Below are 16,560 nucleotides of genomic sequence, written 5' to 3' on the forward strand. Positions count from 1 at the left end.
TGGGTAGCAATTTAACTACTAACGATTAAGGGACGATATGACTTCACAGACCAAGATCCGCACTGGTAAAGGCGAAGGCGAAGCTGTAGGCATCGCGCTGCTTGGTTTCGGCACCGTTGGTGCCGAGGTCTTCCGCCTGCTGGGGGAAAACGCTGATGCCTTTGCCCACCGCATTGGCGGTCCCGCAGAAATCCGCGGCGTCGCCGTGCAGAACAAAAATAAGCTGCGTCCTGGCGTGCCGAAGGATCTGCTCACCGACGATGCGAAGGCCCTAGTCATGCGCGACGACATCGACTTGGTTGTCGAGGTCATCGGCGGTATCGATTTCCCCCGCGAGCTCGTGCTGGCTGCGCTGAATGCCGGTAAGTCTGTGGTTACCGCGAACAAGGCGCTGGTGGCTGCTCATGCGGACGAGCTGGCAGAAGCTGCCGATAACGCTGGCGTGGACCTCTACTTCGAGGCGGCAGTGGCTGCTGCCATCCCGGTCGTGGGAATGCTGCGTCGTTCGCTCGCGGGCGACCAGATTCAACGCATTTCCGGCATCGTCAACGGCACCACCAACTTTATTTTGGACGCGATGGAGTCCACGGGCGCCTCCTACGCGGACGCGCTCGCTGAGGCCACGCGGCTAGGCTATGCCGAGGCCGATCCAACTGCCGATGTCGAGGGCCATGATGCCGCCTCGAAGGCGGCCATCCTCGCGTCTTTGGGCTTTCATACCCGCGTTACCTTCGACGATGTTTATTGCGAGGGCATTTCCAACATCACTGCTGAGGATATTGCCGCCGCACAGCAGGCAGGCTATTCCATCAAGCTGCTGGCCATCTGCGAGCGCCTGCGTGATGCGGAAGGCAATGAGTCCGTCAACGCACGCGTGCACCCGACCTTGGTCCCTAAGGAGCACCCGCTGGCATCCGTCAGCAAGTCCTATAACGCTATCTTCGTCGAAGCCGAGGCAGCTGGCTCCCTGATGTTTTACGGCAACGGTGCCGGCGGTAACCCGACGGCGTCTGCGGTGCTTGGCGACGTCGTCGGCGCCTCCCGCAACATCGTTCACGGCGGCCGTGCGCCGGGGGAGAACACCTACGCTAACCTGCCGATAGCAGACTTTGGTCAGGTATACACCCGCTATCACATCGATATGGAAGTCGTAGACCGCACAGGCGTGCTCTCTGCGATCTCCGCGCTATTTGCCAAGCACAACGTCTCCCTGCGCACTGTGCGCCAGGAAGACGGCGACGGGATCGCTCGCCTCATCGTGGTCACCCACACCGCGTTGGAGCATGAGATGCAGGGCATCGTCGAGGAGCTGGGCCAGCTTGATGATGTCAAGGCGGTCCACTCCGTTATTCGCTTGGACGGTGGCCAGCTGTGAGCACGGAGGTAGAGGTAGGTGTCAAGGCCACGGTAAAAGTCCCTGCTTCCTCAGCTAATCTGGGCCCCGGCTATGACACCCTCGGCATTGCGTTAAGCCTTTATGACACCGTCGAGGTTGAGGTCATCCCCGCTGGGCTGGAGGTAGAAATCTTCGGTGAGGGAGCAGAGGACTTGCCACGCGATGACTCTCATCTGGTAGTTAAAGCCATCCGTTCCGCGCTGAATGCGGCGGATGCTGCGGTGCCGGGTCTGCGCGTTACCTGCAATAACAACATCCCACAGTCGCGTGGTCTTGGTTCTTCGGCCGCCGCTGCCGTCGCCGGCGTTGCAGCGGGCAATGCCTTGGCAGGCTCACCGCTAAACAGCGATCAGCTAGTGCAGCTGTCTTCTGCTTTTGAAGGGCACCCCGATAACGCCGCGGCGTCCGTGCTAGGCAATGCCGTGGTCTCCTGGACCACAGTGCCGGTTGACGGCCGATCTTTGCCAGAATATCGCGCTGTCAGTGTGGATGTACACGAGTCCATCCAGGCCACAGCCTTGGTACCGGATTTCCATGCCTCCACCCAAGCCGTTCGCCGCGTCCTGCCTTCGCACGTGACGCACGGCGATGCTTCCTTCAACGTCTCGCGCACTGCCGTGCAGGTGGTCGCACTGCAAAAGTATCCGGAGCTGTTGTGGGAAGGCACCCGTGACAGGCTGCACCAGCCTTATCGTGCTGATGTGTTGCCTATTACCGCGGAATGGGTCAACCGTCTGCGCAACCGCGGCTATGCGGCCTACCTTTCAGGTGCGGGCCCTACCGCGATGGTGCTGCACACTGAGCCTATTGAGGAATCAATCTTGCAGGATGCGCGCGAAGCGGGCCTGCGAGTACTCCCACTGGAGGTTGCAGGCCCGGTCGAGGTCCATGCAGCGCGGGCTTAAGCAGTCTGCTTGACGTTTACGCAGCAGGTTCCGTTGCCTGACTTCGGAACCAGCGTAAGCGAGAGGTGCTCGCCGGAATCAGCTGCGACTTGTTCCAAGAAACCATCGTGGATAGCGCAGACGAACGGGGAGGGCTTGATGCCTGCCGCTACGAATGGGCAGGCATGCAGCTCCATGTCGGTCTGACCATTTTCTTCGAGCTCGGTAGTCGATGCAGTGGGGTCAAATCCCATATCGCGCATCTTGCGATATAGCGGGGTCAGCGCGTTGGCGGAGGGAAACTGGTCCTGGTGCGTTGAGGCAGCCCACTTGCGGCCAATTGCGCGTGCCTGTTCGGAGGCGTAATCGTTGAGCTCTTCCTTATCTGCCAACATCTCTGCCAAAACGCTAATGAGGGTGACGTATTCTTCTGCCACTGAGCGGTTATCAGGGATGCGCACCTGGAAAATCAGCGAAGGGCGTCCGCGGCCCTTGGCCGGTGCGGTAATAACGCGGACTGCGCCTACATGTACCAGCTCATCGAGGTGGCCGCGCGCGGTATTGACATGCATGTCCATGTCTTTGGCGATGTCCGCCGCGCGTGCTCCTTGCGGATATTCCTGCAGAACGTTTAAAACTTCTCGCTGTTTGGGTGACAGGCGTAGTGCTTCTGGGAAAAGTTCTGTGGAGGACCGCGGTGCATGGACGGGCATGTTTCTCCTCGAATAATTTATAAGGTTAATCGGTTGTTAATAATGACGATACAGCGCTGACCCGTAGAAAAGACAATGATAGAGGTGCGATATGTGCCACTACGTGCCGCGACGGTAATTTATTTAGTGCAGATCTCGCAGTAAACCGTCTCGCCCACGCTCAATGTTTTGGCTTGATCGATGCCAATCGCCGCCTCGACGTGTTGGCCGCTAAGGTCTAGCGCGGCGATTACACGGTCTAAGGAATGGGCACGAATATCCTTTATTTTCGCCTGCCACCTGCCCGACTCAGTGAGAGTTATCTCCTCCGGACTTAGCACAAAGCGAGTTGGCCCGGTGGTATCGGGGATCACGGCGCCTTGTTCGAGTCTTCCCTGGATAACCACCCTGCCGAGCAGCCTTGCGACGAAGTGATTGGGCGGGTTTTCTACGATCTCGTTTGTTGGAGCGTGGAGGAGAATCTTGCCGCGTTCTACCACTGCGACCTCGTCGGCCAGGCTCAAAAGGTCTAGCACATTATGGGTGACCATGACGGTGGTCCGGTCGTGGCTCGCCGCAGCTAGCAGCTTGCGCCATTGCGCAGCAGCTGCGGCGTCGACAGCAGCTAGCGGTTCATCCAACAATAAGATGGAAGGGCGTGCAGCCAGCGCGCGGACGAGGCCAGCTTGGGCAGCCTGGCCGCCCGAGAGATCGCGTGCTTTTATCTCCGCAATCTCGCTTAAGCCCGCCGCAGCAATCAATTCGGCAGTAGCGGCCTTATCGTGAGTGACCATAGTGATAGCCTCCGCGACCGTCGAGTGGGGCGGCAGCGCTGGCTTTTGCGTCAGCATCACGGCGTGGGACTCATCAGAGAGGCGACGCAGCAGTGTGGTCTTGCCGGCACCGTTGATGCCAACGACCGCCGTGGTGGCTGCTTCCTTGAAAGGCGCCAATTGGCCTGCGGCGGGCGGCAGGCTGAGTTGGCGCAGCTTGGCGACGTCGATGTCAGACTGCGCATGCGCCTGCGGCGAAGGCTCACGGTGTAGCAGCGATGGGATGCCCGCGCAGGCGAGACAGACCACAGCGAGGCCGATGAGAATCGCAGACAGCGCATAAGCGTTGTCCGCACTGACCTCGCGTTCTAGATAGATGCCGCTCGACATCGTGCGGGTGAGCCCCGGCATGGAACCGGCGAAGGTAATCGTGGTGCCAAACTCGCCGAGGCTGCGTGCAAAGGCGAGTGCTCCACCCGTGAAGATTGCCGGTGCGATGGTCGGCAGCATGACTTTGCGCCAGATGGCCCCGCGTGTCATGCCAACCCGGCGCGCGGACAGGGCCACTTCATGGTCGGTCTGGCGCAGCGCGGAGTCCACCGCCACCACTACGAAAGGAAGGGCGACGAAGGTTTGCGCCACGACGACGCCGGCGAAGGCGAAGGCGAAGTTTAGCTGCAAGGCATCCAAGAGTGGGGCCAAAAGGCCGCGGCGGCCCAACGCCGCGCTGAGCGCCAACCCTCCGACCACCGGCGGCATCGCCAGTGGCAAGTACACCAGCAGGCGCACCGCCTGGCCAATGCGGTTTTGCCCGTGCAACCAGATGGCTAGGCCGGTGCCGAAGAAGGTGGCAAGCAGTGCAGAAATAGCAGCCGAGGTTAGCGTGATGCGTAACAGGTCGTGGGTAGTTTCTTGAGAAAGCACCGTGCCAAGGCCCGTCCACGGAACGCGGGTGGCCAAAGCAAGTACTGGTACCGCGACGTATAAAACCGCCAAGGCGCCCGCCACGGCGAAAGGCCAGGGGGCGCGAGGTGGGGTGGTGCGCACATGCATGGAAAGCAGTTTAGTCGGCGGGCACGAAGCCATAGCGCGACCAGGTCTCGTCGAAGTCGTTAGCGAGCATGTCCAGCAACGAAGAGGCGGCATCCTGGTGCGGGCTGTTTTTGACTACGGCACCCAAGATTTGGTTGCGGAATTTCTCCGCGCCCTCGATGGGGATTACCTCCAGGTCAGGATTGGCTGCTGCATCGGTGGAGTATACCCATCCAGCATCCGCCTCGCCGCTGGCCACTTTGCCTACTACGTCGGCGACCTGGCCCTCTTTGGAATCGGCGCTCACGTGCAGGTGCTGATCTGCCATGATTTTATCGGCGATCGCCCCGCAGGGGACCGAAGGGTCGCAGCGCACGAAGTAGTCGGTCTCATCCAAGTCGTGGACGGAGTGGATATGCCCAGGATTGCCCGGCGGTACCACCATCACCATGGAGTTGGTGGCCAGTACGCGAGGCTGCTCGACATCGCCTGCGGCCACCGCCTTGTCCATGGTCTCCTGGGACGCGGTAAGCAGCACGTCGGCAGGCGCGCCTTGATGGATTTGTTCTACCAGGGAAGCAGAACCGCCATTGTTAATCAGCATGGGCGTGACGGCCTCAAGCTCATGGTTGAGCACGCGCGTTGAAGAGGCGGCGAAGACGTTGAGCTTATCCCCGCCGCCTGCGCAACCGGTAAGCGCGCAGGCGGCTAGGGCAGCAAGGCAAATAGCAGCAGATTTTTTCATAATCACCAAATTTACGCACCTGCACGATTTCGAGTGAGAGATGGGGAGGGGAAGTCGCAGAAAACTGCTACGCCACGCGGGTGAACTTGATGTGGAAGTCCTGTGGTTGTTCCTTCAGGTATTCCAGCTCAAAGGACTCTTCGCGGGCTTCGATTTCTTTGAGCAGTGGCACTGGGTTGTGCGGTGCGATAAGGATCATTGCTTCGCCGACGTTGAGGGTGCCCAGCGCGCCGTGGATAGCGCCGTGGCGCACGGCGTGTGGGATTTCGGAGGCGTTTAGGGTTGGCACTTCGCTTGCTTTGTGGGCATCAGTAATTGGCAGTTGCATGATGGTCCTTTCATTTGGTTTGAAGGCTTTGGTTTTCACCTTAGCGCCAATATTAGTACGATAAAACTCGTGAAAAATATTGCGCATCGTTTCGTGTTTCTGGCCTTTGCCGGAGCGGCGTTGCTCGTTGGTCTTTATGCGGGCGCGGCACTGCTGGGCGTCGCACCAACGTCCACAGCTGCACGTGCGCATGGACCGCTCATGGTCTTTGGCTTCGTCGGCGGAGCAATCGGCTTAGAGCGCGTAGTCGCTGTCAAGAAAACGTGGGCCTGGGCAGGGCCCATCTGCCACGTCGTGGCGGTGGTGAGCCTGCTAGTGGGCGCACCCCGGTTTGTCCCCGCCATCTTCTTTGCGTGGAGCTTCCTCATCCTCGGTGCAATTTATCTCGAGATTCATCGCCGGCAGCCCACGCTAGCCGTGCTCGTGCAGGCGGCGGGTGTTATCGGCGGCGTGGCGGCCAGCCTGTTGTGGGCCATGGCTGATTCCTTTGCCATGGCCATGCCGCTGTGCGTGCTGTACGTGGTGAGCACCATCATCGGAGAGCGCATGGAGCTTGCCCGTGTGACCATGGCCGGTACAAAAGCGGAAAACCTCATCACCGTGCTCGTTCTGGCGCTAGCAGCCGCCGGTGTCATCTTCGTCCTAGTCCCCGCGGTGGGCTACCGCTTGATGGGCCTTTTCCTCTTCGCGATTTCGGTGACCACCGTCCGCGTGGATGTGGCCAAGAATTTGGTGCACGGCACCGGCCTGCCGCGCTATTCCGCAGTCTGCATGCTGGCAGGTTACTTCTGGTTGGCGCTCGCCGGAGTCATCTGGCTGGCGTTCGGCCAAGCAACGGGCTTTGCCTATGACGCCTCGGTGCACACGGTCTTCCTGGGGTTTGTGATGTCGATGATTTTCGCACACGCGCCCATCATCCTGACCTCCGTCATTCGCAAGAAGCTGCCATATCGCACCGTGCTCTACCTGCCGGTCGCACTATTGCACGGCGGTCTTGTCCTGCGCATCGCCGCGGACGCACTCGCGCAAACAACTGTCTTCCGTGTGGGCGGCATGACTAACGTAATAGCAGTCTTGCTCTTTGTCTTAAGCGGTTTTATTTTGACCATGTGGGAGGCACATCGTGCACATCGCTGACGTTTCTTTGGCCGCACGCGGGCGCTGGCACATGATTGCCGCCTGCGTCATCGGCTTCTGGGTAGTAGCTGGGATAGTCATCAACATCGCCAGCCACCTAGGCGCAAGCGTGGTGTGGTGGGACCTCATCCATCCCTTCACCATCGGTGCGATGACCACCGCCATCATCGTCTATTCCACGCACTTCACGGAGGCACTCACGCGCATGCAGGCCCGCGGGTACAAGGGCGTGGCCTGGCGCGTGGGGATTGTCCAGGTTGGCTTGGTACTGCTGCTCGTTGACCGCGCCGGGTTTGACTGGGGCCCGCTTTCCGACGCCGCATCGCTTCTTATCATCGCTACCTTCTGCTGGCATGGCTTCGATATCTACCGGGCGCTTCGGGGATCACTGGCCGGTTCTTTCGCGGTGACGGTGCCTTTCTACATCGCGGCCGCAGCATTCGTGATTGTTTCCGTGTTGCTCGTGGTGCTAGCAGCCAATGGTGTGGGCAACTATTCACTCCTGGTAGCCGCCCACTCGCGAGGCATGGTCTGGGGCTTTGCCTGGCTGACCATCGTGGCAACAGTGGTCACACTTTTGCCTACTTTGAGCGGCACCAAGATTGCCCCCGCCGCGCGGGCGCGCTGCACCAGGGCGCTCATCGTCCACTGCGTTGGCTTGGCGCTCGCGTTGGGCCTTAATTCTTTCGGGCTTAGCCGCGCAGCAGGAATGGCACAGCTGCTGGTGGTGCTAGCGGCATTGCTCATCATCCAGCCCATCCTCGCCACGCTGCTGGCGGGCAAACCACAGCTGACCACGGCGACGGTCTCGGTCGTCGCCGGACTGTTGTGGATGCTTAGCCTTTGCGCCGCCGACGCGGTCTGCGCCATTTTAGGGGTCTACCCACGCGTGGTGACGTTGCTGCTCATGCCAGCATTCGTAGGCGCAGGGCTCATGCAACTGGTTACGGGCGTGCTACACCACTTGCTGCCCACCCTCGTCGGCGGCGGCCCGGCCAAGGTGACACTGGGCAGAAAGGTCGCAGATTCCGGCGGATACGCCCGCTTGGTGCTTATCAACCTAGGTGCGATGTTGTGCTTGCTCGGGGCCGATATAGCCGGGCTTATCATGATGGGGCTTGGCCTTATCACCAACGTTTTGGCCATCGCGGTGGCCGTTTCCAAACAGAAAAGACTGGAGAACTAAATGCTCAGCGTTTCTTCTAATCAACCTCCTAAGCCACCGGCTCAGAACAACTGGGCATCGTGGATTCTCATCGGCATCGCCCTGGCCGCGGTGATTGCTCTAGCGGTGTTCAATAGCACTTCCAAGGCACAACGGGCGTCGGAAAGCGAAGGCGTTGATGCCACCGTCGTTGAGGTTAGCGTGGAAGGCATGTCCTTCGTGCCTTCTTCCATCGATGTGCCAAAGGGCACCCACCTGGTGGTGAAATTCACAAACACCGGAGATATGGTCCATGACCTGAAGATCGGCGACAACGAAACCGGCCGCGTCGAACCCGGCAAGACCGTCGAGCTAGACGCCGGCCTCATCGAGGAGACCAGCCAGGGCTACTGCACCATCGCGGGGCATAAGGCGCAGGGCATGGTCTTCGACGTCAACGTCACTGACGCGCCTGCAGAAGGCGACGCCATGGCTGGCATGCACCATCATTCAGCTAGCCACCCAGATGTGCCCAGCGCTGCCGAGCGCACCCAGGAACGGGAGGGATTTAAGGCCTTCGATGCTGTGTTGCCGGCTGCAAAGGCAACCACGCACGAGGAAACCTGGACCATGACCGAGGAAGAGGTCGAGGTAGCACCAGGTGTAAAACAAACGCGCTGGCTATTCAACGGCCAAGCCCCAGGGCCAACCCTGCGCGGCAAGGTGGGCGATAAGTTCAAGATCACCATCAAGAACGAGGGAACCATGGGCCACTCCGTGGACTTCCACGCCGGCGAGGTCAACCCGGATGAGAACATGAAGACCATCGACCCGGGCCAGTCGCTAACCTACGAGTTCACCGCGCATCGCTCCGGCATCTGGATGTATCACTGCTCCACGGCGCCGATGAGCCTGCACATTGCTAACGGTATGGCCGGTGCGGTGGTCATCGATCCGCCAGAGCTTGGCGACGTCGATGCGGAGTACACAATGATTGCTGACGAAATCTTCCTGGGCGACGAAAATGGCGCCGACGCCGACCGTGTCTCAAACGGCGAGTACGACCTGATGGCGTTTAATTACTATCCGAATCAGTACGACCTTGAGCCGCTGCATGCCAAGGTGGGCGATAAGGTACGCATCTGGCTGCTCAACGTGGGCCCAGACCAGCCGTTGTCTTTCCACGTGGTGGGCGAGCAATTTGACACCGCGTACAAGGAGGGCGACTACCTGATTAAGGACCGTCGCGATTCGGGTTCGCAGGCGCTGGATCTCCTACCCGCGCAGGGCGGCTTCGTGGAGATGACCTTCAATGAACCCGGCACCTATAGCTTTGTCAATCACATCATGACCTCGGCCGAAAAGGGCCAGCACGGAAAGATTGTGGTCACGCAGTAGAGCTTAGACAAAAGGAGCGAGGAAGAAATCTTCCTCGCTCCTCTAATCGATCTAGTGCTTAAGCTCCGTGGGCAGGAGTCTCGTTGGCGTCGAGCTGCGCGCGGTGGGAACGCACCGGCTCCCACGCAGTGTGTGAGCGCATATCCGTGGCGCGCTGGTCGCGGGAACGGTAGACCACGTACGGACGGGTGACGTAGCCCACCGGCGCCGAGAAAGCGTGGACCAGGCGAGTAAAAGGCCAGACGGCGATGATGGTAAATCCACACAAAACGTGGACCTTGAACTGCCAGGGAACATCAGCCATCCACTCCGGGTGGATGTTGAAGATCAGCAGCTGGCGCAGCCACGGCGAGATGGTCTCGCGGTAGTCATAGCCATGTGGCCCGCCGAAGACCTGGGTGCTAAACGTCGCGATGGTGCCAGACAGCAGCGCTAGCGCCAGGAAGAAGTACATGACCTTGTCCGAGCTCGAGGTGGACAGAAACACTGAGCGATTAACGATGCGGCGGTAAAGCAGACCCACGAAGCCAAGAACCACGGCGACCGCCGCGATGGAGCCAGGGATCGTCGCTAACAGGTGATAAGCGTGGTCACTGATGCCTACTGCACGCGTCCACGACTTTGGGAAAGCCAAGCCCATCAGGTGGCCGATGACCACGAAGACCATGCCCCAGTGGAACAGCGGGGAGGAAAGGCGTAGCAGCTTCGATTCATAGATCTGGGAAGAGTGCGTGGTCCAACCGAATTGGTCGGTGCGCCAGCGCCAGAAGATGCCGACGAAAAACGCGGCGATGGCCAGCCACGGGAAGGCACCCCAGAAAAAGTTGTTGAAATAATCCATGAGTGCTCCTTAAACGAGATCAGGTTGGGCAGTGGGGAAAGGAAGATCGGCAATGCCCACCATTTCAGCTGGAGGGCCGGTACGAATGAGATCGACGTATTTCTGCGCGGTTTCGGCATCTACCTTCGGCAGCGCCTTGCACACGGCGACGATAAGACGCACATAAGGCGAATCCTGTTGTGAAAGTGCAGCACGCAGCACCTCTATGCCCTCGCGATAGCTCGCCAGCATCTCAACGGCGCGCGCATGGTCTTCGCCCTCGGCGAGTCCTAGCGCTTCCAGAACCACGCAGAGGTGGTCCGGCAATTCATTTTCTGCCAGCTGGAAACCAAAGGACTCAAGCTGCTGGGAGAAGGACAAGATGGCCATTCCGCGCTGCCGGGTATCGCCGACGGCGTAGTAGGACAAAAACAGCGAGCAGCGGCGGCGCTGATCGAAGGTCTCAACGTAGTGCTCCTGCAGCGTGCGCAGCCCCGCGGTACGGGCGGCGTCGATAAAGCCCATGAAGTCCGTTGCCAGCGCCATTGGTAGCTGGTCGAGCTGGTCCTGGACCACGTCCAAATGGGAGAGGAAATCCTCCTCCGGGTAGCGCAGCAAGACACTGGCCGCCATGGCGACGATGCGCCGCTGGGTCTCATCGACCGCCACCGGTGTCACGAAGTCAGTGGGGACCTGGCCGGTGTGCGTACGTGCCGTGCGCTTGACATCGGCAGCTCCGCCCAAAGAGCCGATGCCGGCAGGCACACCGCTGACGGTGCCGTATCCTGCCACGGCGTCATCTTGCGGAGGTTGAGCCGCACGGGTGGCAAGCTTTTCAAAGATATTCATCTTTCAGCCCTACCCCCCTAGTCCCGGTTTGGGAACATCGAATCGGGGCGGTCACCAGTCCACGACAGCAGGGAAACCGTGCCGGAACCTGCTGCTGCGCCATGCGTGCAGGCCTCCGGCGCGCCCATGCCCAAGTCGTGGAAGACGTCCTCGGACGCACGTGCCGGGTCGACGTCGCCGAAAGGATCCAGCGAAGCGATGCCACGCGGGGTCTCCGGGGAGGCAGTCGGGATGACGTAGCGGTCGTCGTACTTGGCGATGGAAAGCAGGCGGTACATAGCCAGCATGTCCTCTCCGGTCATGCCGACGGCCTGTGCAATCTCCTCCTGTGGCTCGTTGCCCAAGTTGATATCGCGCATGTAGGAGCGCATAGCGACTAGGCGGCGCAGCGACTTTTCAACTGGCACGGTATCGCCTGCGGTGAAAAGACCTGCGAGGTACTCCAGCGGAATACGCATGTTAGACAGCGCGGAGAAGAGGATCTTGTGATCCTCGCCGTCATTGCCGGTGGCGCTTACCTGGTCCACGATGGGCGAAAGCGGCGGGATGTACCAGACCATCGGCAGCGTGCGGTACTCCGGGTGCAGCGGAAGCGCGACGTTGTACTTGAAGATGAGGTCGTAGATTGGCGAGTTCTGCGCGGCATCGATCCAGGAGTGCGGGATGCCTTCTTTTTGTGCGGCAGCTACGACAGCAGGGTCGTGTGGGTCCAGCATGATGGACTTTTGCGCTTCAAAGAGGTCCTGCTCATTCGGCGTCGCGGCGGCCTCGGCCACGCGATCGGCATCGTAGAAGATGACGCCCAAGTAGCGCAGGCGGCCCACGCAGGTTTCAGAGCAAACCGTGGGCTGGCCTACCTCAAGGCGCGGGTAGCAGAGCGTACATTTCTCGGCCTTGCCGGTCTTGTGGTTGAAGTAAACCTTCTTATAAGGGCAGCCCGAGACACACATGCGCCAGCCGCGGCACTGGTCCTGATCCACGAGCACGATGCCGTCTTCAGCACGCTTGTACATCGCGCCGGAAGGGCACGAAGATACGCAGGTGGGGTTCATGCAGTGCTCGCAGATGCGTGGCAGGTAGAACATGAAGGAATCCTCGATCTCCTTCTTTACCTGCAGATTCATCTGGTGCAGGGTAGGGTCCTGGTCCATGGTCTCAACAGAACCACCCAGGTTGTCATCCCAGTTGGAAGACCACTCAATCTTGTTTATTTCGCGGCCATCGATTTGAGAGACCGGCTTTGCGGTGGGCTGGGTCTTCTGTCCAGCTTTGGCACCCATCAGATCCTCGTACTGGTAGCTCCACGGCTCGTAGTAGTCCTGGATCGTCGGCAGGTTCGGGTTATGGAACAGAGTAGCCAGCTTCTTCAAGCGTCCACCGGCCTTGGGCTTGAGCTTGCCAGAGCCGGTAAGCTCCCAGCCGCCCTTCCACTTTTCCTGGTCCTCCCAGGTGCGCGGGTAGCCCACGCCGGGACGGGTTTCGACGTTATTGAACCAGATGTACTCGGTGCCTTCGCGGTTGGTCCATGCCTGCTTACACGTGACCGAACAGGTGTGGCAGCCGATGCACTTGTCCAGGTTCATGATCATGGAGATTTGGGCCATGACTTTCATTAGTAAGAAACCTCCTGGGAGCGACGGCGCACGCGGGTGACTTCGTCGCGGTTGTTGCCGGTTGGGCCGATGTAGTTGAAGTGATAGGTCAGCTGGCCGTAGCCGCCGGCAATATGGACCGGCTTGATGGAGATACGGGTCAGCGAGTTGTGCGTGCCGCCGCGGCGGCCGGTGAACTCGTTGATTGGGGTACCAACGGTGCGTTCCTGGGCGTGGTTGCAGATCATCGTGCCCTCCGGGATGCGGTGGGAGACGATGGCGCGGGCGGACACGATGCCGTTGCGGTTGTAGACCTCAACCCACTCGTTGTCCTTCACGCCGATCTTTGCGGCGTCCTTGTCCGACATCCAGACCACCTGGCCGCCGCGGGAAATAGACAGCACGTGCAGGTTGTCGAAGTACTGCGAGTGAATCGACCACTTGTTGTGGGTGGTGAGATAACGCAGTGTGACCTCGACCTCGCCGCGCTCATTTTGCAAGGTCTGGCCCGGCGCGAATTCGCCGTGCATATGCAGATGATCAAGCGGTGGGCGGAAGATAGGCAGCGCCTCGCCGTAGTCCATGAACCAATCGTGGTCGATGTAGTAGTGCATGCGGCCGGTCAGCGTGTGCCATGGCTTGTCGAACTCGACGTTGATACTAAACGCCGTGTAGCGGCGCTTATTGCGCTTGTCAGCCGTCCATTCCGGCGAGGTGATGACCTCGGTCGGGCGCTCCTTGATGGAATCCCAGCTGATGCGCACGTCTTCATCGGAGGTCGCAAGCGGTGTCATGTCACGGCCGGTGCGCGAAGACAGATACTCGAAGCCTTGCTTTGCCAGCTCGCCGTTGGATACACCGGACAGGTGCAAGATGGCGTCGATGACCTTTGTGTCTTTGCTCAAGTCAATGAGCTCACCCATCGAGGTCTTCGAGGTTCCACAGATGAGCTCAAGTTCCTTGACCTGCTTTTCCACGTTGAACTTGGTGCCATGCACCGCAGTTCCGGCCTTGGCCGGCAGCGGGCCCAAGTGGGTCCACTTCTCATAGATCTTGGTGTAGTCACGCTCCACCACATGCAGCTTCGGCATGGTAACCCCTGGCACCAAGCCGAGCTTTTCGACGTCGGGCACAATGCCGTTTGGCATGCCCAACTCATCGGGGGAGTCGTGGTGGCTCGGTTGCGTGATGATGTCAGTTTGCACGCCGAGCCACTTTGCGGACTTGGCAGAAAGCGAAGCCGCGAGGTCGCGGAAGACCTCGAAGTCGGTGCGCGCCTCCCACGGCGGGTTGATGGCCGCGTTGAAGGAGTGCAGGTATGGGTGCATATCCGTCGAGGACATATCGTGCTTTTCGTACCACGTAGCTGCCGGCAGCACGATATCAGAGACCAAGGTCGTAGACGTATTGCGGAAGTCCGTGGTCATCATGAGGTCGAGCTTGCCCTCAGGAGCCTCATCAACCCACTTGATGGTGCGTGGACGATCCTCGGCAGCGAGCTCTTCGGCCGTGGCATCGGAGTCGATTCCGAGCAAGTGACGCAGGAAGAACTCGGTGCCCTTTGCAGAAGAGCCCAGCAGGTTGGTACGCCAGTTCAAAAGAATGCGCGGCCAGTTTTCTTCTGCCGAAGGGTTGTCGTAGGAGAACTCGAGGTCGCCATCTTTGAGTTGGCTTACTACGTAGTCATTGATGTCGACGCCTTTTTCCTTTGCCTCTGCTGCAAGCAATAGGTTGTTGCGGTTGAACTGCGGGTAAGCCGGCATCCAGCCGCGACGCATAGCCTCAGCCATGGTGTCGGAGACCATCTTGTCACCGATGGCACCGTGGTTGGCCAGGGGCGATCCCAGATGGGAGGCGCGGGAGTTGTCGTAGCGGTATTGCTCGGTGGCGAAGTAGTAGAAGCCTGTCGAAATCATGTGGCGCGGAGGACGCTGCCAGTCGGTGGCCATGGCCCACTGGGTCCAGCCGTTGATAGGGCGCAGCTTCTCCTGGCCCACGTAGTGAGCCCAGCCTCCACCGTTGACACCCTGGGTGCCGCACATCGAGGTCAGCGCCAAGAAGGTGCGGTAGATGGTATCTGCGTGGAAGTAGTGGTTGACGCCGGCACCCATGATGATCTGGGAGCGTCCCTTGGAATCTGCTGCGTTCTGCGCGAACTCACGGCCGATGCGGATGGCGGTATCGGCAGGCACGCCGGTGAGGCCTTCTTGCCAGGCTGGCGTGCCCACTTCGGAGGCATCGTAGAAGTCCTTCGGCCAGGAACCTGGCAAGTTAAGCTCTTCGCGGTTGACGCCGTAGTGCGCGAGCATGACGTCGAAGACCGTGGTCACGAGCTTGCCGTCGACGCGACGAACCGGCACACCGCGGTGCACGATGCCCGTGCCGACAGGCTTGTCGGTGCCGATGTCGGCTGGATCCGCATCCAGGTCGAAGCGCGGGAAGAGTACCTCGGCGGTCTCGAAGGAATCGGTCTCTGCGATGGACATGACTGGATCGGCGTTGTCGAGGGAGAGGTTCCACTTCGCCGAGTCGTTGTCCCAGCGGTCAGCGACGGTGCCGCCCGGATCGACTACCTTGCCGTCTTCTTCCATGACCAGGCCACGGTGGGTGGCGTTTGGCGAGGAATTCAGCTCCGTATCGGAGACCTGGGAAGCCGTGAGGAACTTGCCTGGGGTATAGGTGCCGTCCTCGCGCTTGTCCAAGGTGACCAAGAAAGGCGAGTCCGTGTACTTGCGCATGTAGTTCAAGAAGTACGGTTCTTGGCGCTCAACGTGGAACTTCTTCAAGATGACATGCCCCATGGCAAAGGCCAAAGCGGCATCCGAGCCCGGCTCGATGCGGGCCCACTCGTCGGCGAACTTCGTGTTGTCAGCGAAGTCCGGCGAAACCACGACAACCTTGGTGCCTTTGTAGCGTGACTCCACCATGAAGTGTGCATCCGGGGTACGGGTTACCGGGATGTTGGAGCCCCACATCATGAGATAGGAGGAGTTGTACCAGTCACCGGATTCCGGCACGTCAGTCTGATCACCGAAGGTCTGGGGAGATGCCGGCGGCAGGTCGGCGTACCAATCATAGAAGGAGAGGGCGACGCCGCCGATGCTTTGCAGGAAGCGGGTACCGGCGCCATAAGAGACCTGCGACATGGCAGGAATAACTGTAAAGCCGAAGATGCGGTCCGGACCGTACTTGCGAATGGTGTAAACGTGCGCCGCAGCAGCGATGTCGATTGCTTCTTCATAGCTGATACGAATCAGGCCGCCCTTGCCACGCTGGGAGATATAAGCCTTGCGCTTTTCAGGATCTTCCTGGATGGCACGCCATGCGAGGACAGAGTCGCCGCCGTTTTTAGCTTTTTCCTCACGGAACATGTCCACCAGAACGCCGCGCGCATAGGGATAGCGCACGCGGGTAGGCGAGTAGGTGTACCAGGAGAAAGAAGCACCACGAGGGCATCCGCGCGGCTCGTATTCCGGCATGTCATTGCCGGTGGTCGGATAGTCCACGGCCTGGGATTCCCAGGTGATGACGCCATCTTTGACGTAGACCTTCCACGAGCAAGAACCCGTGCAGTTGACGCCGTGTGTAGAGCGAACCATTTTGTCGAAGGCCCAGCGGTTACGGTAGAAGACATCTGCCTGCCTGCCGCCCTTTAAAAACAGCTGTTGGCCAGAGTCGCTGGCTTCGCCTTTGCGTAGATAGGCGCCGAGCTTGAAAAGGGAGCTGGGGCCGGATTTATTTTCAGTCATGGGGGTGGGTTACTCCTTTAG

At 59.9% G+C, this 16,560-nt stretch carries 13 protein-coding genes; 5 read left to right on the forward strand and 8 right to left on the reverse strand.

Going from position 1 to position 16,560, the window contains the following annotated elements:
- Positions 1-37: 37 nt before the first annotated feature.
- Both HMPREF3155_RS06020 and thrB read left to right on the forward strand, forming a co-directional pair.
- Complete coding sequence (locus HMPREF3155_RS06020) at positions 38-1,375, forward strand: homoserine dehydrogenase (protein WP_070432832.1); 1,338 nt, start codon at positions 38-40, stop codon at positions 1,373-1,375.
- Positions 1,372-2,301 carry a homoserine kinase gene (gene thrB, locus HMPREF3155_RS06025; protein ID WP_070432833.1) on the forward strand — a complete coding sequence of 310 codons (930 nt, stop codon included), beginning with the start codon at positions 1,372-1,374 and terminating at the stop codon, positions 2,299-2,301. Before HMPREF3155_RS06020 ends, thrB begins: the two co-directional genes overlap by 4 nt.
- On the opposite strand, the gene HMPREF3155_RS06030 is transcribed toward thrB, so the two are convergent.
- The 4 genes from HMPREF3155_RS06030 to HMPREF3155_RS06045 form a co-directional block, all read right to left on the reverse strand.
- Positions 2,298-2,993: a helix-turn-helix transcriptional regulator gene (locus HMPREF3155_RS06030; RefSeq protein ID WP_070432834.1), complete on the reverse strand. Its 696-nt coding sequence runs from the start codon at positions 2,991-2,993 to the stop codon at positions 2,298-2,300. The genes thrB and HMPREF3155_RS06030 overlap by 4 nt on opposite strands.
- A 119-nt stretch (positions 2,994-3,112) precedes the next feature.
- Complete coding sequence (locus HMPREF3155_RS06035) at positions 3,113-4,798, reverse strand: ATP-binding cassette domain-containing protein (RefSeq protein ID WP_070432835.1); 1,686 nt, start codon at positions 4,796-4,798, stop codon at positions 3,113-3,115.
- Positions 4,799-4,808: 10 nt separating this feature from the next.
- Complete coding sequence (modA, locus tag HMPREF3155_RS06040; protein WP_070432836.1) at positions 4,809-5,522, reverse strand: molybdate ABC transporter substrate-binding protein; 714 nt, start codon at positions 5,520-5,522, stop codon at positions 4,809-4,811.
- A gap of 67 nt (positions 5,523-5,589) precedes the next feature.
- Positions 5,590-5,850: a DUF2249 domain-containing protein gene (locus HMPREF3155_RS06045; RefSeq protein ID WP_061921912.1), complete on the reverse strand. Its 261-nt coding sequence runs from the start codon at positions 5,848-5,850 to the stop codon at positions 5,590-5,592.
- A gap of 69 nt (positions 5,851-5,919) precedes the next feature.
- Between HMPREF3155_RS06045 and HMPREF3155_RS06050 the strand changes: the two genes are divergently transcribed.
- The 3 genes from HMPREF3155_RS06050 to HMPREF3155_RS06060 are packed head-to-tail and all read left to right on the forward strand — an operon-like array spanning position 5,920 to position 9,529.
- Positions 5,920-6,987 (forward strand): hypothetical protein, encoded by a 1,068-nt coding sequence (locus HMPREF3155_RS06050; RefSeq protein WP_235591034.1) that lies wholly within the window; start codon positions 5,920-5,922, stop codon positions 6,985-6,987.
- Positions 6,974-8,173, forward strand: a complete 1,200-nt coding sequence (locus tag HMPREF3155_RS06055; protein ID WP_070432837.1) for a beta-carotene 15,15'-monooxygenase — start codon at positions 6,974-6,976, stop codon at positions 8,171-8,173. The genes HMPREF3155_RS06050 and HMPREF3155_RS06055 overlap by 14 nt, the downstream gene beginning before the upstream one ends.
- The gene (locus HMPREF3155_RS06060; RefSeq protein ID WP_070432838.1) at positions 8,174-9,529 is read left to right on the forward strand and encodes a multicopper oxidase domain-containing protein; all 1,356 of its coding nucleotides are present in this window, start codon (positions 8,174-8,176) and stop codon (positions 9,527-9,529) included.
- Positions 9,530-9,587: 58 nt separating this feature from the next.
- Here the strand turns inward: HMPREF3155_RS06060 and narI are convergent, their stop codons facing one another.
- Genes narI through HMPREF3155_RS06080 form a run of 4 tightly spaced genes read right to left on the reverse strand, consistent with a single transcriptional unit; the run spans position 9,588 to position 16,539 of the window.
- Complete coding sequence (gene narI / locus HMPREF3155_RS06065; protein WP_062035339.1) at positions 9,588-10,370, reverse strand: respiratory nitrate reductase subunit gamma; 783 nt, start codon at positions 10,368-10,370, stop codon at positions 9,588-9,590.
- Positions 10,371-10,379: 9 nt separating this feature from the next.
- Positions 10,380-11,198: a nitrate reductase molybdenum cofactor assembly chaperone gene (gene narJ, locus HMPREF3155_RS06070; protein ID WP_070432839.1), complete on the reverse strand. Its 819-nt coding sequence runs from the start codon at positions 11,196-11,198 to the stop codon at positions 10,380-10,382.
- Between the two features lie 17 nt (positions 11,199-11,215).
- Entirely contained in the window at positions 11,216-12,811 is a 1,596-nt protein-coding gene (gene narH, locus HMPREF3155_RS06075; RefSeq protein WP_070432840.1) for a nitrate reductase subunit beta, read from the reverse strand.
- The gene (locus HMPREF3155_RS06080) at positions 12,811-16,539 is read right to left on the reverse strand and encodes a nitrate reductase subunit alpha (protein WP_070432841.1); all 3,729 of its coding nucleotides are present in this window, start codon (positions 16,537-16,539) and stop codon (positions 12,811-12,813) included. The genes narH and HMPREF3155_RS06080 overlap by 1 nt, the downstream gene beginning before the upstream one ends.
- Between the last annotated feature and the right edge of the window lie 21 nt (positions 16,540-16,560).

This window comes from Corynebacterium sp. HMSC06D04 (assembly GCF_001807315.1).
GTDB lineage: Bacteria > Actinomycetota > Actinomycetes > Mycobacteriales > Mycobacteriaceae > Corynebacterium > Corynebacterium simulans.